At 66.3% G+C, this 18,420-nt stretch carries 13 protein-coding genes and 1 tRNA gene; 7 read left to right on the top strand and 7 right to left on the bottom strand.

The features are described 5' to 3' along the window. Positions 1-11: 11 nt before the first annotated feature. Positions 12-866, top strand: a complete 855-nt coding sequence (locus IFT71_RS14565) for a hypothetical protein (RefSeq protein ID WP_192141739.1) — start codon at positions 12-14, stop codon at positions 864-866. Positions 867-883: 17 nt separating this feature from the next. Beyond that, a tRNA-Thr gene (locus IFT71_RS14560) sits at positions 884-959 on the top strand. Between the two features lie 33 nt (positions 960-992). Here IFT71_RS14560 and IFT71_RS14555 read toward each other — a convergent pair. Both IFT71_RS14555 and IFT71_RS14550 read right to left on the bottom strand, forming a co-directional pair. Continuing rightward, on the bottom strand, positions 993-3,989 hold the full coding sequence (locus tag IFT71_RS14555) for a glycosyl hydrolase family 28-related protein (RefSeq protein ID WP_192142065.1): 2,997 nt from the start codon (positions 3,987-3,989) through the stop codon (positions 993-995). A gap of 85 nt (positions 3,990-4,074) precedes the next feature. Next, on the bottom strand, positions 4,075-4,287 hold the full coding sequence (locus IFT71_RS14550) for a helix-turn-helix domain-containing protein (RefSeq protein ID WP_037529849.1): 213 nt from the start codon (positions 4,285-4,287) through the stop codon (positions 4,075-4,077). A gap of 378 nt (positions 4,288-4,665) precedes the next feature. Between IFT71_RS14550 and IFT71_RS14545 the strand changes: the two genes are divergently transcribed. The 3 genes from IFT71_RS14545 to IFT71_RS14535 all read left to right on the top strand — a co-directional run bounded on the left by IFT71_RS14545 (position 4,666) and on the right by IFT71_RS14535 (position 9,859). Then, positions 4,666-6,012, top strand: coding sequence for a GntP family permease (locus tag IFT71_RS14545; RefSeq protein WP_056406171.1), 1,347 nt, complete (start codon positions 4,666-4,668; stop codon positions 6,010-6,012). 39 nt (positions 6,013-6,051) lie between these two features. Next, positions 6,052-6,729: a FadR/GntR family transcriptional regulator gene (locus IFT71_RS14540; RefSeq protein WP_056406405.1), complete on the top strand. Its 678-nt coding sequence runs from the start codon at positions 6,052-6,054 to the stop codon at positions 6,727-6,729. A 130-nt stretch (positions 6,730-6,859) separates the two neighbouring features. Beyond that, a complete protein-coding gene (locus IFT71_RS14535) occupies positions 6,860-9,859 on the top strand; it encodes a TonB-dependent receptor plug domain-containing protein (RefSeq protein ID WP_244654941.1) in 3,000 nt (999 codons plus the stop codon). A 33-nt stretch (positions 9,860-9,892) separates the two neighbouring features. Here the strand turns inward: IFT71_RS14535 and IFT71_RS14530 are convergent, their stop codons facing one another. The 3 genes from IFT71_RS14530 to IFT71_RS14520 form a co-directional block, all read right to left on the bottom strand. Beyond that, entirely contained in the window at positions 9,893-11,293 is a 1,401-nt protein-coding gene (locus tag IFT71_RS14530; RefSeq protein WP_192141735.1) for a methyl-accepting chemotaxis protein, read from the bottom strand. 5 nt (positions 11,294-11,298) lie between these two features. Further along, complete coding sequence (locus tag IFT71_RS14525) at positions 11,299-12,678, bottom strand: sensor domain-containing diguanylate cyclase (RefSeq protein ID WP_192141733.1); 1,380 nt, start codon at positions 12,676-12,678, stop codon at positions 11,299-11,301. A 122-nt stretch (positions 12,679-12,800) separates the two neighbouring features. Then, positions 12,801-13,112, bottom strand: coding sequence for a hypothetical protein (locus IFT71_RS14520; protein ID WP_183936372.1), 312 nt, complete (start codon positions 13,110-13,112; stop codon positions 12,801-12,803). Between the two features lie 525 nt (positions 13,113-13,637). Here IFT71_RS14520 and rplK point away from each other — a divergent pair. After that, positions 13,638-14,069, top strand: coding sequence for a 50S ribosomal protein L11 (gene rplK, locus IFT71_RS14515; RefSeq protein ID WP_031392847.1), 432 nt, complete (start codon positions 13,638-13,640; stop codon positions 14,067-14,069). Positions 14,070-14,073: 4 nt separating this feature from the next. Further along, a complete protein-coding gene (gene rplA / locus IFT71_RS14510; protein ID WP_031439626.1) occupies positions 14,074-14,766 on the top strand; it encodes a 50S ribosomal protein L1 in 693 nt (230 codons plus the stop codon). An 84-nt stretch (positions 14,767-14,850) separates the two neighbouring features. Here the strand turns inward: rplA and IFT71_RS14505 are convergent, their stop codons facing one another. Next, positions 14,851-15,705, bottom strand: coding sequence for an oxidoreductase (locus IFT71_RS14505; protein ID WP_192141727.1), 855 nt, complete (start codon positions 15,703-15,705; stop codon positions 14,851-14,853). A 95-nt stretch (positions 15,706-15,800) separates the two neighbouring features. Next, positions 15,801-18,305 carry a PhoX family protein gene (locus IFT71_RS14500; RefSeq protein WP_192141725.1) on the bottom strand — a complete coding sequence of 835 codons (2,505 nt, stop codon included), beginning with the start codon at positions 18,303-18,305 and terminating at the stop codon, positions 15,801-15,803. Between the last annotated feature and the right edge of the window lie 115 nt (positions 18,306-18,420).

Below are 18,420 nucleotides of genomic sequence, written 5' to 3'. Positions count from 1 at the left end.
TTGTGTCTTCGATGACCCCCGATCACTTCGCGGAGTTCGTCGCGATCGACTGGTCCGGCGCGAAAGGACAGCGGCACAAGGGGATCGCCGTTGCGATCTGTGGCCGTGATCACGCCGCCCCGACGCTTGTCCTCGCACCGGACGGGATCTGGTCACGCCAGGCGGTGCTCGACTGGCTGGTCGCCCGCCGCGACCTGCCGTTGCTTGCCGGGTTCGACTTCAGCTTTTCCGCCCCCTTCGTGACCCGTGGTGCGCATCTGCCCGGTGAACCGCCGACCGCCGATGCCCGCGCGCTGTGGGCGATGGTCGACGCGCAGAGCGACGATCCCGATCTCGGCGCCGCGTCGTTCATCGAGCGCCGCCGGGGCACGCATTTCTATCTCGGCGCGGCGGACGGGGCCAAGGCCGATTTCCTGCACTGGCGTCGGTGCGAGATGCCGGACGACGGCAGCCGCAAACCCTCGACCGTGTATGACGCGATCGGCGCGGCGCAGGTCGCCAAGGCGAGCTTTGCCGGGATGCGCCTGCTGCACCGTCTCGACGGGCGGATCCCGGTCTGGCCGTTCGATGCCCCGCCGCGATCGGGCGCCGCGATCGTCGAAATCTATACCAGCGTCGCCGCACGCGCCGCGGGGCGCCCCGTCGGCCGCAGCAAGATGCGCGACGGCGCGACGCTCGACGACGCGCTCGCAGCGCTCGGCTCCGCACCGCACCACCCCCTCGCGCGCTATGACGACCATGCGACCGACGCGATCCTGACCGCGGCCTGGCTCCGCGCCAATGCGAAGAACGCCGATTTCTGGTGTCCTCGGGCGATGACTTCGCTTATTGCTGCAACCGAAGGCTGGACGTTCGGCGTCACCTGACGCATGAGGCGCCCGCTGCCGGTTTAGCTCAGTTGGTAGAGCGCCAGTTTTGTAAACTGGATGTCGCGGGTTCGATTCCTGCAACCGGCACCACTCCTCCACCCGACCGCACCACCGCGCACGTCCTCAGATCGCGGTGGCGTACAGCGCATGGTGGGTGAGGATGAAGAGCGTGTGGTTGTCGGGGCCGCCGATCACCAGCTGCAGCGGACGGTCGGGCACGTCGATCCGCCGGACCAGCGCCCCCCCGGCATCATAGACGAACACCTGCCCATTGGCGACGTAGAGCCGGCCCGCGGCATCGCGCGCGACGCTTTCCCCGCCGCGATCGGCCACCGGCTTCAGGTCGGTGACCCTGCCCTGCGCCCCGACCAGACCGCTATAGGTGCGATTCTCCGACGCGTTGGTCAGGACGACGCGCTCGCCGGGCCGCGCGGCGACGAAGCCGTTCGCGTTCAGCGTATCCGACCAGCGCCATCCCTGATGATCGTCCGGCCCCTGATTCCACACGCGAAAGGCGGGCAGCGCGAGCGAACCGTCGGGCGACACATATTGCGCCGCCTTGGCCTCGCCCATTTTCGCCGCGAACAGGTCCGCCATCGTCGGATACTGATAGCTGACGGGATCGATCCGGTCCGCGAATTCACCGTTTTCCCAGACGTTGACCGGCAGCACGATGGCGGCATCCTTGTTCGCCGGGCCGGACTCGGCGATCGCGATCGGCGCGATAACCCGGACGTCGGCGGGCTTTGCCGGATCGATGCTATAGACCGTGGCATCGCGTCCTGCCGACGACAGGACCAGCAGCCGCCCCGATCGATCGATCATCAGATTGACCGGATCGAGTGGTGCCTCCGCGACGATCGACAGACCTTCGCGCTTCGACCAGCTGTGAATGCGCTGGAAATGGCGGTCGATGAAGTAGAGTTTGCCGTTCGCGTCGACTGCACCGCCAGCGATCGAATAAAAGCCGTCGGCGAGCTTCTCGACCGCCGCCGGAGCCGGAACCCTGGGCGCGGGAACCGCGGGCACGTCAAGCCGGGCGAACTGACGCTCGCGGACCTCCTGCCCGCCGGTGATGTCCTTGATCGCGTTCTCGAAGGGATATTTGCTCGCCCGCAGGAAGGTGCCGCAGCCCTTGGCATCGCAGCTCGCAAACCCGCTCTCCGCGTTCACATGGACGTTGCGGAAGCGGATATCGCCCGACTCGTAGAGCTTGATCGCCGCATCCATAGGCTTGATCGAGCGAGTGACGCGGTAGCCGTGATAATTGGCGAACAGGATGTTGCGCGAATGGCGGATCTCGGTCGAGATCGCGTCGACGCCGTCGCGAACCTCCTGCTCGGTCTGTGGTGCGAGGAATTCCCAGTTCGCGACATGATCGAGAACGATTTCGGCGCGATAATGATGCTCGGCCGACAGCTGGTAGACATGGCCCGGCGTGCTGGTGTTCGACACGTGAAACCCCGCCGATGCCAGCGTGTTGGGGGACCACAAGGCGGCAAAGGTGCCGCCGCCGCCGTCCGTCACCCAGATGCTGGGATATTGCCCGTCGAAGCGCGCACGCGGGTCGCCGAAGCCGATCGGGCTTCCCTTGGTCAGCGCGGTGCCGCCGCCGCCCTGGATCTTGACGTCGTTGACCATCGACGCCTCGCCCGCCTTCCACAGCAATGCGGTCGCGCGCGGGTTGACGCCGCCAGTCCACAGCCCCAGCCCGGACACGATCGCATCGCCCCCCTTGGCGCTTTCGATCAGCGCCTTGGGGCCCCCGACCCCCATGAAGGCCGGGGTCGAATCGGCCAGATAGAGATGCGTGAGCCCGGGATGCAGCGCGATCAGCACGGTGTCGGGCCGGAGGCGGATCGTGTCGGTGACGCGGTAGCGCCCGGTCGGGAAATACAGCACGCGGTGCGTGTCGACCGCGCGCTGCAACGCGGCGGTATCGTCGGTCTCGTCGTCGCCTTTGACGCCGAGATCATGGACATTGGCCCAGTCCTGAACCGGCGGCATGGCCCGGATTGCGCGCGCGGGCCGAGCGGGCGAGCGAGCGAGCGGCGTCATCGCGACATCGGTCGCATAGTCGCCGATCACACCCAGCGCCGGCAGCTTCAGGCCATAGGAGAAATCGCTGACCCGGTAGCGCGCGCCCGATCCCGCCACCGTCTTGCCGCTGTCGCGAAACCGCACGAAGACCGGGGTGTCGACCGCCACCGCATTGTCGAACCCGATCTGCGTGAAGACGCTGCCCTCGTTCGAAACGACGACGCCGGCGCGCGTGACCTTCTCGAACCGGACGTCCTTCCCCCACAGCGAATCCGAATAGCCGCGATCGATCTCGATACCGACCGGCGTGTCGCGGATGACGACGTTGACCAGAGTCAGATCGACCTCATGCTCGCGGATCGCGGCATCGCGCTGCCCGGAAAACTCGGAGTCGAGCAGCGTGAACTGCCATGCGGGCGACGTCTTTTCCGACATTATGCCATAGCGTCCACCGAAGAAGCGCAGATTCTCGAAGGCATTGCCCGCCTGATAGACGCCCGCCAGGCCCGATCCGATGTGAAAGTCGGCATGCCGCAGATAGCCATGCTGCGCGACGCGGAAGCGCACCGCGACCGCGCCCGCATTGCCCGCGCCGATCCGGAAGTCGATGTTCGACAGCGCCGAGTAGAAGGTGCTCGACGTCGCGTCGAAGATGCTCGGATCGAACGGCACGCTGGTCCGCGGCGGGACTGGTGCCTTGCCGACCCGGTATTGATCCTCGCCGGTGAAGCTGACCATCGCGGCCACCCCGGATGCGAAGCCCGCACTGTTATCGGCGAGCAGGATCTCGGGCCGGGTCGGTCCCACCCCGAACAGGCGGACCGCCGAGCGGACGAAGATCGTCCGGCTGATCCGGTACCGCCCCGATGGCAGGAAGACGACGCCGCCCTTGCCGCCCGCCGCCGCCGCGTCGATCGCCTGCTGGATCGCGGCGCTGTCATCGGCGCGACCATCGCCGACGCCGCGGACCGTGATCGCCCGCGGATCGGCCGGCGCGGTGCGATAGACCGACGTCGTCCCGGCCACCGCCGGGGTCGCGAGCAGCAGCAGCGCCGTGCCCGCCAGCCATTTCACGTCCATCATTCATCTCTCCGTGAGTGCCGCCCGGATGCCGGCCTAATGCAGGCCGCTGATCGCTTCAGGCGCGACAAAGGTCGTAGCCGGGTCAGGCCGCCTGCAGCATGAGCGTATGCGCGAGCACCGCGACCTGCGTGCGGTTGCGCACGTTGAGCTTGCGCATCAACGCTGTCATGTGCGCCTTCACCGTCGCTTCCGCGATGCCGAGATCGAAGGCGATCTGCTTGTTGAGCAATCCCGAATGCACCCCGCGCAGGACCTTGATCTGCGTCGGCGTCAGCCGCGGCAGCGGCGCGCGCATCGCCAGCGCCTGGCCCGCGTTCGTGGTCGCGTTCGAGATCGCGTTCGAGGTCGTGGGGGCGTGCTGGATTTGCCGTGCGGTCTGGGCAGTCCCGTCCATGGTCATCCTCCTCTGCTGTCGGCTTTTCACGCCCCGGTCGATCGCCGCGGTCAAAGGCTTCTCAGTGCCGGCCCATCCATCTCTCTTGCGGAGTCGGTTGGACAGGTCTTCACTATGCCTCCGCATTTTCGCGGTGATCAAGCCTTTTCGGTGTCGTCATACAGAAACCTGTCCTACAGCTGTTATCAAACCGGCAGGCGAACGCGTCGTCGGATCATTGGGAGTGATGTCGATGATGCAGTCACAGCGCGGTCGCATGCGAACGAACGGCACCCATCCGTGATCGGCGGCGACCTGAGGCTCGTAATCGCGGCGCTGGCGGGCATCGCCCTGGCCGTCGTGATGATCGTCCGCGGCCGGTTGCATCCCTTTATCGGCCTGTTGTGCGGCGCGTTTACCGTCGGGCTGCTGGCCGGCCTGCCGCTGCCCGACGTCGCCAAGGCGGTGCAGAAGGGGGTCGGCGACATCATCGGCGGGACCGGGCTCGTCGTCGCGCTCGGCCTGTCGCTTGGCGCGATGCTGCATTTGTCGGGGGCCGCGGCGTCGCTCGCCCGCGGCGCGCTGCAGATGACCGGCGCACGCGCCGCCCCCTGGGCAACGCTGGGCATCGCGATCGTCGTCGGCCTGCCGCTGTTCTTCGAAACCGGGCTCGTCCTTTTGCTGCCGATCGTCGTCGCCGCCGCGGAGGAAATGACGGGCGAGGACGGCCCGGTACGGGATGCCGCCAAGCTGCGGCTGATCATGCCCGCGCTGGCCGGGCTCGGCGTCGTCCATGCGCTCGTCCCGCCGCATCCCGGCCCGTTGCTCGCGGTCGAGGCGCTGGGCGCGGATCTGGGGCGGACGATGCTGTACGGCATCCTGATCGCGATCCCCACCGCGGTGATCGCGGGTCCGCTGCTGGCGAAGATCACGACGCGCGGCGTCAGGCTTGCGTCACCGGTTGCGACCGATGCCGGGCTCGCCATCACACCGCCGCCGCAGCTCTGGTCGCTGCTGATCGTGCTGCTGCCGGTGCTGATGATCGCGACCGGTGAGCTGGGGCAGATGATGCCCGCGCTGAAGGGGGCGGGCTGGCTCGTCGCGGCGAGCAACCCGGTCGTTGCGCTGCTGCTGACCAACCTCGTCGCGCTGCCGCTGCTGTTCGGGCGACGGCTGCGCGAGGCGGCGATCCAGGACGCGGTGTGGCATGAAACGATGGGCGCGGCGGGGGCGATCCTGCTGGCGATCGGCGCCGGCGGCGCACTGAAACAGGTGCTGGTGACCGCCGGGCTGTCCGACCTGCTCGCCCGGACGGTGCTGATGTACGCGATCTCCCCGCTGCTGCTGGGCTGGCTCGTCGCGGTCGCGATCCGGCTCGCGGCGGGGTCGGCGACGGTCGCGACAATCACTGCGGTCGGGATCATGCCCGGCGTCGTCGCGAACTCGGGCGTCTCCCCCGAACTCGTCGTGCTCGCGATCGGCGCGGGCTCGGTCTTCTTCAGCCATGTCAACGATCCCGGCTTCTGGCTGGTCAAGAGCTATGTCGGCACGAGCACTGCCGACACCTTCCGCACCTGGTCGCTGCTCGAGACTGCGATCTCGGTGGTCGGCCTCGTCCTCGTCCTGGCGCTGAGCTATGTCGTCTGAGATGGGACAGGATGCGGTGACGAGAGAGGGCGGGTGCCCGTGAGCGAGGGGCGGCTGGCGGATCGCGCCTATACCGCGATCGTGCGGATCATCACCGATGACGAACTCGCGATCGGCGACCGGCTGCCATCGGAGGCGAAGCTCGCGGCGATGTTCGGCATGTCGCGGACGATCGTTCGCGAGGCGCTGGCCCGGCTCGCCTCGGACGGCATTACCCAGGCGCGGCTCGGCGCGGGCTCCTATGTCAAGCGGCGGCCGTCCGCGCGGCTCGGCACGCATATGCCGATGGACGCGCTCGCCGCGACGCTCGGCACATATGAGGTCCGCTTCGTGCTCGAGGCGGAGGCGGCACGGCTCGCGGCGCAGCGACGCTCGGACGAACAGCTTGCGGCGATCGAGCAAGCGCTGGAGGCGTTGCGCGCGGCATTGCTGTCGAATGCGCCGGCGCATGACGAGGACTGGCTGCTCCACCGCGCGATCGTCGAGGCGACCGCCAACGCGGCGTTCCTGCCGGTGTTCGAGCATCTCCAGGATGCCGTGATGCGGATCCTGCGCGCCGGTGTGGACATATCGCGATCGCGCGCGCCGGAGGTGATCGGCGCGATGATGGACGAGCATGACGCGATCGTCGAGGCGATCCGGGCGCAGGACGCCGACGGCGCCGCGCTGGCGATGCGCTGGCATTTGTCGCAGGGCCGCAAGCGTCTCATGCCCTGATTGCACCCCGAACGTTGCGACGATGGTCGTAGATGTTCCCCCCGCCGGTCCACGATAGGATCGCCGCATAACGGATTGCGGACCCGGACCGGACAGACGGCCTGGGCCATGACCGAAAGGGGATGGGATCATGGCGAAGGCCAGGCACGACCGAGATTTTGCCGCACGCATCAGCGGCACCGCGACCGGGATGATGGTGTCGGCGATCGCGCTGATCGGGACACCCGTTCTCGCCCAGACCGCCCCCCCGGCCCCGCCCCCGACCGTGACGCCGGCGACGCCGCTTGCCGAGGACAGCCCGCCGCCGGCGTCCGCGGCCGACATCGTCGTCACCGGCACGCGCATCACCACCAGCGGGTTCAACGCGCCGACGCCGACGACCGTGATCGGCGAGGAACAGATCCTCAAAAATGCCCAGCCGAACATCTTCAACGCGATCGCGCAATTGCCGTCGCTGCAAGGCTCGACCGGCGCGGCGACCGGCACGTTCAGCACGTCGAGCGGCACGCAGGGGCTCAGCTCGTTTTCGCTGCGGGGCCTCGGGCCGATCCGGACGCTGACCCTGCTCGACGGGCAACGCGTCGTCGGCGCGAACGTGACGGGCGTTCCGGACATCAGCATGTTCCCGCAATTGCTCGTCAAGCGCGTCGACGTCGTCACGGGCGGTGCGTCCGCTTCTTACGGCTCGGACGCGGTCGGCGGCGTGGTCAACTTCATCACCGACACGCGGTTCACCGGGTTCAAGGGCAATATCCAGGGCGGCATCACCAATTACGGCGACGATCAGCAGGCGCTGGTCCAGGCGGCGTTCGGCAAATCGCTGCTGGGCGACCGGCTGCACCTGATCGTCAGCGCCGAATATGATCATGAGGACGGCGTCGGGCCCGGCGATTTCGGCACCGATCTCGCCAAGGGGCGCGACTGGTACCGCGCGACGACTTTGGTCAATACCGGCCAGGCGAACAACGGCCTGCCGCAGTTCAACTATCGCGACTATGCCCAGCCCTATCAATATGCGCGGTTCGGGCTGATCAACAACGGCCCGCTACAGGGGATCGCGTTCGACCAGAATGGCGCGCCGTTCAACTTCAACTATGGATCGAACGGGCGCCCGACCGGGACGGGTGGCGTGACCGGCTGCTTCCCCGGCAACAGCTTCTGCGTCGGCGGCGACCTGTCGGGTGCACCCGGCTCGGGCGCATCGCTCAAATCCTCGCTCGAACGCCTCAATGGCTTTACCCGCGTCGGCTTCGACTTTGCCGAGAACAACGAAGCCTATGTCACCGTCAACCTCGCGCAGGTGAAGACGAGCAACCAGCCGAGCCCGGGCTATAACCGCCCCAGTCTGACCGTGCAGTGCGCCAATCCGTATCTGCCGCAGCTGATCCGCGATCGGTGTGCGACTGCCGGGATCACGCAGTTCGGCTTCGGCACGAGCAACGGCAATTTCCCCGATCCGCTGGTGCAGACCGACCGCCGCCAATACCGGTTCGTGGGCGGGCTTAAGGGGCGGTTCGATCTGGCCGGCACCGACTGGAATTATGACGGCTATTACGAACATGGCATCACGATCGCGCATATCGATGTCGAGAACACCGTGTTGCAGAACCGCTATGTCGCGGCTGCCAACGCGATCACGCTGAACGGCGCGATCGTCTGCGCCGACGCCGCCGCTCGCGCTGCCGGGTGTCAGCCGATCAACATCTTCGGCGGGTCGCCGCCCTCCGCCGCAGCGCTCGCCTATGTCACGCCGGTCAACGGACCGATGCAGCGGACCAAGCTGACGCAGGACGTCGCCAGCCTGAACTTTTCAGGCGAGCCGCTCGGCCTGTGGGCGGGGCCGCTCGCGGTCGCGTTCGGCGGCGAATATCGGCGGGAATATTACCGCGTCCACGGCGATCCCTATGGCGCCGGCGTCACTGCGCTCAGCCCCAACAGCGCCGACTATCCCGCGGACCCGCTGCTCAACTCGACGCTGGGCAGCAACTGGGCGGCGGGCAACTACAAGAACGGTGGCGGCAAATACGAGGTCTATGAAGGCTTTCTCGAGCTGAACCTGCCGCTGTTCAAGGGCGATGCAATCGGCCGCGCGAACCTGAACGGCGCGGGCCGCGTCACGCATTACAGCACGTCGGGGACGATCTGGGCGTGGAAGATCGGCGGCACCTGGGAGACGCCGCTCGACGGCATCCGCCTGCGCGCGGTGACGTCGCGCGACGTCCGCGCACCCAATTTGTCCGAACTGTTTGCCGCACCGACGGTCACGACCTTGCCCAACTTCACCAACCCCTTCCCCCCCGGCGGCGGCGTCCAGGCGTTCCAGAACACCATCGGCAATCCGGACCTGAAGCCCGAGATCGCGCGCAACACCGAAGCCGGCATCGTCTTGTCGCACCCGTCCTGGCTGCCTGGGCTCGGCCTGTCGTTCGACTATTACAGCATCAAGCTCGACGGCGTTATCTCGACGCTGTCGGCGGACCAGATCGTGCGCTTCTGCTTCGAGGGCAATCAGGCGTTCTGCGGCGGCTTCGTCCTGAACAGCCCGACCCAGGGCGGCAACTTCATCAACGTCCAGCCATTCAACCTCGCCTCGTGGAAGACCAGCGGGTTCGACATCGAGGCGAGCTACCAGTGGAAGCGGCCGCTCGGCCTGCCGGGCAATTTCACCCTCCGCGCGCTCGGCACCAATGTCCGCGAGTTCCTCGTGAAGGCGGGCATCGCCGGTGTCGCGACGGTCGACCAGGCGGGCGCCAACAATGGGGCGACACCCGACTGGAAATGGCTCGCCACGCAGAGCTACGACAATGATCTCTTCAGTCTGACGTTGCAGGAACGCTGGTTCTCCGACGGCAATTTCGGCAACCAGTATGTCGTGTGCACGACCGCCTGCCCCGCTTCGACCGCCAATAACCCGACGATCGATTACAACACGATGAAGGGCGCCTTCTACGTCGATCTCGGCGGGTCGGTGAACCTGTCCAAGCAGGTCAGCCTGTTCTTCAAGGTCGACAACATGTTCGATCACGATCCCGAACCCGCGCCGCAGACCAATACCGGCCTCGACGTGAACCCCGCGCTCTACGACACGCTCGGCCGTATCTACCGGGTCGGCATGCGCGCCCGCTTCTAGACCGGGACCCGCCCCCGACCCGGCTGGTCGATCCTACCAGCTCGGCCGGGTCAGCGCGGTGATCGCGGAGGCGGGCAGCCGCCGGGTATCGCTCGCCAGCGTATAATGGTCGCGTCCGCCCGTTGCCGGCTGCGCCGCCGAGGCCGGTGCCGCCTGCCGGGCCCCGCCGCCATCGACGACGAAGCGTTGCGCGTGCTGTGCGAGCAGCTGGACCTCCTGCGCGAGCTGCCGCGCTGCGGCGGACGTCTGCTCAACCATCGCCGCGTTCTTCTGCGTCGCCTGGTCCATGCTGCCGACCGCGGCGCTCACCTCGGTGATAGCAAGCGCCTGCGCCTGGTTGTCGGTCGCGATCTGCCGCGAAATATCCGCCGCTTCACGCCCCGAGGCGACGATCCCCGACAGCGCCTGATCGACCAATTGCACCGCGTCGACCGCCGCACCGATATCGACCTGCGTCACGGTCAGCTGGTTACGCGCGCGCTTGGCCTCTTCCTCCGCGCGCATCGCCAGCGCGGACACCAGATCGGCGACCACCGCAAAGCCACGTCCGGCATCGCCCGCGCGTCCCGCCTCGACCGCCGCGTTCATCGCCAGGACGCGGGTCTGGAACGCGATCTTGTCGAGTCCCTCGATGACGCTGTCGATCCCCTTTGCGCTATCGCTGACGCGCTCCATCGCCTGGACCGCCGTGTCGGTCTTGTGGCGTCCATGATCGAGCGCGCTCAGCGCCTGCTCGGACGTCGCCACCGACCGCGTCGCGCCCTGCGCGGTATCCTTCAGCCGATTGTCCATCTGATGGATCGCCGCCGACGTCTCCTCCAGGCTCGCCGCGGTGCTCTCGGTTCGCCGCGCCAGATCCTCGGACGCCTGCGCAATCTCGCCCGAGCCGATCTGGATCCTGGAGGCGCCCTGCGCGACCGAGCGGATCAGGTCGCGCAAGCTGGCAAGCGCGATATTGAAGTTCGCTTTCAGGTCCTCGTAGATCGCCGGATAGTCCTCGGTGATGTCGACAGTCAGATTGCCCTCGGCCACCTGCTTGAAATTCTGCGCCATGCGGTTGACCACATCGGCGTTACGTGACGCCTCGACGTTCAGCGCAATCTGCACCCGCGCGTTCTCCTGGAACGTTCCCATCGCCTTGGTCATGCGGCCGACGCAGTCGCGAAAGTTCGTGAACTCGATCGGGCTTTCGAGATCACCCGCGGCCAGCGCCTCCATACGAACGACGGTGGTGACATAGGGCACTGCGATCATCTCGCGATAGGTATAGCCGAGCCCAACCGCGATCAGCGTTGCCGCAACGCCCGCGCCGATCAGCGCGGTGCCCTTAAGGACCAATCCCGCAATTGCGGTGCAGGCGACCAGAACGACGAAGCTGGAAAAGGCGATCAGCAGTTTCAGGCGGATAGGCGCGTCGGCTTTGAACCATAGCATTCGGGTTATCCTTTGGGAGAGATCGAGCGGGAAAATGGCGCGCGGAACGGCGGCGTCACGGAGCCCCTCGGGTGGATGGCGCGGTCGTCGCACACGGTGTTGCGGCCGGCTTCCTTGGCCCGGTAGAGCGCACGGTCCGCGCGCTCGACGAGATCATCGGCGAGGACGTCGGCGCTGCGGTGATCCCGGCTGAGCGATGCGTGACCCACGCTGACGGTCAGCACCGGGCGTGTCCCGTCCTGATGGTCGACGCGCAACGTCTCGACCGCCGCACGGATCGTTTCCGCCGCGGTCGCCGCAACATCGGCACCGGCACTGGGCAGCAGCACCGCGAATTCCTCGCCGCCGAAACGCGCGACCAGATCATTGGCGCGCCGCACCGCTGACCGAATGGCGGTCGCGACGATCCGCAGGCACGCATCGCCCTGCTGATGACCATGATTATCGTTGAACCGCTTGAAATGATCGATGTCGATGAGGATCAGCGACAGGTCGTCACCCGACCGGATCGCGCGGCGGACCTCCTCCGCCAGCGTCCGGTTGAACCGTCGCCGATTGGCAAGCTGGGTCAGCGCGTCGCTGAACGCGTGATGCGCGTTTTCGAGGCGCAGCTCGACCGATTCGGTGATGTCGGTCGCGATCTTGACGATCCGTGTAGGCTTGCCGCACGCGTCAAGGATGGGGTTGTAGCTCGCCTGCAGCCAGATCGGCCGCCCGTCCCGCCCGATCCGGCGGAATTCGGAGCGTATGAATTCCCCCTCGCGCAGCCGTTCCCAGAATCGCTCATAGCTGGGATCGCAGGCGTCCTCGGGGGACACGAACATGCGGTGATGCCGACCGCGAATGTCGGTCTCGGTATAGCCGGTAATTGCGAGATAGAGCGGATTGGCGGACAGGATCGTCCCGTCGAGCGCGAATTCGATCATCGCGGTCGATCGCGAGATCGCCTCGAGCATCTTGATTTTGTCCGCGGCGTGCTGATGCTCATGCGTGATATCGTTGGCGAGCTTGAACACGCGCTGCGGGACGCCGTTGCTGTCCAGCACGGGCATATAGGTCGCCTGCAACCAGACTTCGCGACCATCCTTGGCGACGCTGCCGAACTCGGTCTGGATCAGACGCCCCTTGCGCAGCGTGTTCCAGACGGTCGCATAGTCCGCCGTCCCCGCCGCGGTCAGCCGGACGAAGCTGCTGTGATGGCCGCCGATCAGGTCCTGCGCCTCGCGACCGAAGATGCGCAGATAGCGATCATTGACCGCCAGCACCTCGCCTTCCATCGAGAATTGCACCGTCGGGATCGAACGTGCCAGCGCGTCGACGACGAACGGGGCGTTCGCCATATCCCATCTGCCGCCGCCGTCCGCGACGTTGATCTTCGTATCCATGCCGAAACTCTCGGAGTGACGGGCGTGCAACGACACGTCCGGCCTCCATTATAGGCCGGCACCATGGGGTCCCGGGCGTGTCGGCGCTTTTTTGGCGCGGTCCGGGCGACGAACCGTGCGGCCTAGTGCGGCACGGCGCGCCCGGCGATCATGCAGAGGATACAGCCAGACCCGATGAGCATGCCGGGGAGGAACAGCATCGCCGCGGCGATATGCGGCATGTCCCGGTAGAGAAGATAATGCGGCCGGTCGGACACATAGATGCTGAACCCGCAGACGATCAGCGCCGTTGCCAGGCAAATCATGGCAAGCGAAACCTTGGGAACGGCGTCCCCGACATGCTCCTCGTCATGCTTCGACGGCCGCATCAGGATCACCGAGAGGGCATAGGTTGCGGATATTCCAACGATAATTCCGACGATAAGTATCGTCACCGGCCGATCAAGTATAAGCGAGCATGCCAATATGAATCCAAGCGGGATCATTAAACCAAGCGCTAGCCCGAGCGCTATTGTAAGGAATCTCAATGTTCCGCTGTCATGATCAAAGGCCGCTCTCATGGCTGTCCTAATCTCTCCTCGTGCAGGGCTTGCCACATTTACTGTGTTTTCGCTCATGATTTAGATCATCTTGTACGAATAACTTGAAATTTGCTGATCTGGATCATTGCGGTGAAGGTGAAGACTTTCGGACTGCAATCGGTTGCATACTCGGCGTCGGTCGTTGCTGTGACCGCCTGGGTAGTCCCGACGCCTGGGGATGGCGGGCGCCTGCGCAGCAATAGCCACTGGTCGGTGCATGGGCTTGCACGAGCGGCACGCCTCGGCTATGCGCGCCAACTTCCAACATCTGATGATGGAACCTGCGGGAGACGCGCGTCGAGCGTGCGTCGTTCGTACCGCTAGACTCGAAACCGGGCTGTACGCGCTTATGCGGGCGGCCCCTATCAAGAGAGTGACATGGCTAAAAAGATTACCGGATACATTAAGCTGCAGGTCCCTGCAGGCGAGGCAAAGCCCGCGCCGCCGATCGGGCCTGCGCTGGGTCAGCGCGGCGTGAACATCATGGAGTTCTGCAAGGCGTTCAACGCCGGCACGAGCGAACTGAAGAAGGGCATGCCGATCCCGACCGTCATCACGGTCTATGCGGATCGCTCGTTCTCGTTCGAGACGAAGACCCCGCCGGCATCGTACCTGATCAAGGAGGCCGCTGGTCTCAAGTCAGGTTCGAAGGAGCCGGGCAAGGTCGTCGCTGGCAAGATCAAGCGCTCGCAGCTGAGCGAGATCGCCACGACGAAGATGAAGGACCTCAACGCCAACGATATCGACGCTGCGACGAAGATCATCGAAGGCAGCGCCCGCGCAATGGGCCTCGAAGTGGTGGAGGGCTGATATCATGGCAAAGCTGACCAAGAAGCAGAAGGCCGTCACGGTCGACACCGTCAAGCTGCACGCAATCGACGAGGCGATCGCCCTCGCACGCTCGGGCGCCACGTCGAAATTCGACGAGACGATCGAAGTCGCGCTGAACCTGGGCGTCGATCCGCGTCACGCAGACCAGATGGTCCGCGGCGTGGTGACGCTGCCCAAGGGCACCGGCAAGACCGTTCGCGTCGGCGTGTTCGCCCGCGGCGCGAAGGCTGAAGAGGCTCTCGCCGCAGGCGCAGACGTCGTCGGCGCGGAAGACCTGATGGAAACCATCCAGGGTGGCACGATCGATTTCGATCGCTGCATCGCGACCCCGGACATGATGGGCATCGTCGGTCGTCTCGGTAAGGTGCTGGGCCCCAAGGGCCTGATGCCGAACCCGAAGCTCGGCACGGTGACGATGAACGTCGCGCAGGCGGTCAAGGACGCCAAGGGCGGCCAGATCGAATACCGCGTCGAGAAGGCCGGCATCATCCATTCGGGCATCGGCAAGGCGTCGTTCCCGGCAGAAGACCTGCGCGCGAACTTCGACGCGCTGGTTGACGCCGTGGTCAAGGCCAAGCCGTCGGGCGCGAAGGGCAAGTATGTCCGCAAGATCGCGGTTTCGAGCACCATGGGTGCCGGGATCAAGGTCGACACGACGGAAGTCGCCGGCGCCTGATCGGCGTTCGCGCTTTCGAGTGTTAGGAAAAGGGCCGGGAGAGCGATCTCCCGGCCCTTTTTGCATCAGGGCCGCCTGGTGCGCTCAGGTCGCATCGGCTGGAAAGTCCGCACCCAGGCTGATGTCGCGCGCCGCCTCAATCGCGGCCAGCCGTTCGCGCAGCTTTGCGGTCACGGCTTCATAGCCGAATGCGCCGAGCACCAGATGGCGCGGCGGCACGTCCTCGCCGACCGCGGCGATGATCGCCTCGCCCGCCCGGACCGGATCCCCGGCCTGCGTCCCGCTGACGTCCTTCGTCCCCGCCATCCGCGCGCCCGCGGTATCGGCATAATCGGCAATCTGGCTCGGCGTCTGGCGGAGTGATCGCCCCGCCCAGTCGGTGCGGAACGGCCCCGGCTCGACACAGGTCACGCCGATGCCGAGTGGCCCGACCTCGGCAAGCAGCGCGTCGGACCAGCCCTCGACCGCATGCTTCGATGCCGCATAATAGCCCGATCCCGGAAACCCGATGAGCCCGGCGACCGAGGTGAAGTTGACGATGTTGCCGCTGCCCTGTGCGCGCATGATCGGCAGGACCGCGCGGGTGATCGCGAACAGCCCGAACACATTGGTGTCGAACTGGGCACGGATCTCGGCCTCGTCCCCCTCTTCGGCGGTCGCCTGATAGCCATAGCCCGCATTGTTCACGAGCACGTCGATCTGGCCGAACTTGGCCTTGGCCGCTGCGACCGCCGCCTCGACCTGCGCCTGATCGTTGACGTCGAGCGCGAGGGCGAGCGCGATGTCGTCATGGCCCTCGACAAGGTCGGCGACCCGGTCTGCATCGCGCGCGGTGACGACGGCGCGCCACCCGCGATCGAGCACCAGCCTCGCGAGATCGCGGCCGAAGCCGGTGGAGCAGCCCGTGATGAACCAGACGGGCGATGCGGGGAGAGTCATGGACGAACCTTTCCGGATACGCTGGATATGCGTTCGCAGGAGGTAACGCCGAAAGCCGGGGACGGGTCCGTTATGCGACCCGCCCCCTGCCCTGTTTACAGCCCGATGATACCGCCATCGTTCTTGGTGATGACGATCGTCGACGAACGCGGACGCGACGGGGTCGCGACCGCGCCGGCCTGGTTCGCGGGCCAGCTGCTGGTGATGTTGGTGGGACCACCATTCTCGCCGGGATGCTGGATGTTGACGAACAGCGAGCGGCCATCCGGGGTCGAGTGGATGCCGGTGATCTCGCATTCCTTCGGTCCGACCAGGAAGCGGCGCAGCGTCGTGGCCGGCGCCTTGCCGATCCGCGTCGTGACCGTGTTGCTGGTCCCGCCGAGCGTGCTCGTCACGGCGCGCGTGCCGCCGTCGCCGACACGGCCCGGAATTGCCGCGAGCAGCATGCAGTTGGTGACGTCGGTATAGGCGCCGTCATCGGTCTCGATCCACATCACCGGGGTGACGTTGCCGGTCGGATTGCTCGGCAGGCCGAACCACAGGCCATCGGGCGACGAGAAGTCGTTCGTCGCGTCGAGCCCCGACAGGTTGATGTTGGTCGCATCGAGATCGCTGCCCGCACCGAATGCGTAGATGTCCCACGTAAAGGCGGTCGCCTCCGACGTGTCGCCGGTCTCGCGCAGACGGATGACATGGCCGTTGGCGTTGCCCGTGGTCTGGCCACCGGTGGTCTTGGGATCGGTATAGGCCCGCGGGTTCGAGGCATCGACATTCGCCGCGGTGCGCGACGAGTTGTTGGTCAGCGTGCAGTACATCTCGCCCGTCGCCGGGTTCACCGCGGTCCATTCGGGACGATCCATCTTGGTCGCGCCCAGCACGTCGCCCGCCAGACGCGCATTGATCAGCACATCGGCCTGATCCGCAAACGGATAGGTCGTGTTGGCGCTGGTCAGCGGCCCCTGACCGAACACCAGCGGCAGCCACTGGCCCGAACCGTCGGCGTTCAGCTTGGCGACATAGAGCGTGCCCGAGTCGAGATATTTGTCGCCGATCGCGAGCCGGTTGGTCGCGGTCGCGTCTGCAGCCGACCAGGGCGTGGCGGACACGAACTTGTAGATATATTCGTTCTGCGCATCGTCGCCCATGTAGAAGGCCGGCTTGACGCCCGCGATCGTCCGGCCGATCTCGCAACCCTCATGGTTCATGCGGCCGAGCGCGGTGCGCTTGCGCGGGGTAGATGCGGGATCGAACGGATCGATCTCGACCACCCAGCCATATTGGAACGCCTCGTTGCGGAAATCGCCGGTGGCATCGGTCGCGGCGGTCGTGGTGACGTTCCAGCGCGCATAGAGCGTGTTGGCGGAATCGGCCGGCACGACCGAGGCCCAGCCGTAATTGCCGTTGAACGTGGTGGCGTTGGCCGTCTCGCGGATACCATAGCGGGCGAGCGAGACATTCTGCTTGGCGGTCGACCCGCCGCGCGCGGCGACGTCACCGAACTGGCGACGGAAATAGCCCGCCCAATTCTCCTCGTTGGTCAGATAGGTGTGCCACGGCATCGTGCCGTTCGCGCAGTTGTTGATCGTCCCGCGACCCGCCGTGCCGTCGGTCGAATAGCGCGTCCTGAGCAGCGCATTGCCGCGGACCGGACCACTGAAGCTCATCGGCGTCAGCGGCGTGATACGGCGGTTGAGCGCCGAGGCGGGGACATAGCTCCAGGCGGTGGCCGAGCGGCTGATCTCGATCACCGAGACGCCGTGGCATTCCATTTCCTTCAGCGCCTCGGACTCGGGGCGGACACCGCCCGCACCGATCGCGCCGCCAGTGCTGGTCGCGCCGTTGGGGTGCAGATAGGCCTGGGTGATATTCTCATGGTTGAGCACGAGCAGGCCGCGCGTGTTGCCGTTGGCGTCTGGGGTGCTGCCGGTCGCGGCCAGCCCGAAATAGCTCATGCCGTCATGATGGTCGCCCGCACGGCGTGCGAAGTTCGTGTCACTGCCGTCATTGGCATAGGCGCCGACGCCGCTCGCGATCGGATCGCCCAGGCGATAGAGCACGGTGACGCTGTAGCCGGCCGGCACCGCGACGACGTCGGCAAGGCTCTTGGGGACCGCGGTGAAGTCGAGCCGCGCCGGGCTGACCGTGACGCTGGTCGAGGTCTCGCTGCGGATGCCGTCGGTGCTGGTGCCGGTGAAGGTGAAGGTGAGCGTGGTGTCGGCAGCGACGCTGGGTGCGGTGAAGGTCGCGGTTGCGGTGTTCGCGTTGGCGAGCGTCACGGCCGGGCCGCCGGTCTGGGCCCAGGCGACACCCGTCGCGCTGCCCGACGCTACCGTGCCCGTCAGCGTGACCGTCTTGCCTGCCGAGGTCGCGCCCGATGCACCGGCCTGCACGGTGACCGCACGCCGCGGATCATCCTCGTCGCAACCCGCGAGCAGCATGCCGCCGAACACCGCGGCGGTCGCGGCGGACAGGCCACCCATCAGTGTCTGGCGACGCGAATAGCGCACCGCGATCAGATCGTTCAGATGCGGATTGGCGCTGGTGTTCGTGTCGATATCGCCATCGTGATAGGCCATCGTCATGTTCGTCGGAATTTTCATACGTCCCCCCGGATCGGCCGATCTGACCGCTGCGGGGAGCTTTGGCCGGGTAAAGCGGCAGTGCGGTGAAGGAACGGAGACACCTCCGCGTCAGTCGCGTGACGGTTCCGCGACA

Origin of the sequence: Sphingomonas sp. CFBP 13733 (assembly GCF_014841795.1) — a bacterium.
GTDB lineage: Bacteria > Pseudomonadota > Alphaproteobacteria > Sphingomonadales > Sphingomonadaceae > Sphingomonas > Sphingomonas aerolata.
Note: the sequence above shows the minus strand (reverse complement) of the source record. Positions and strands in the feature narration are given on the sequence as shown.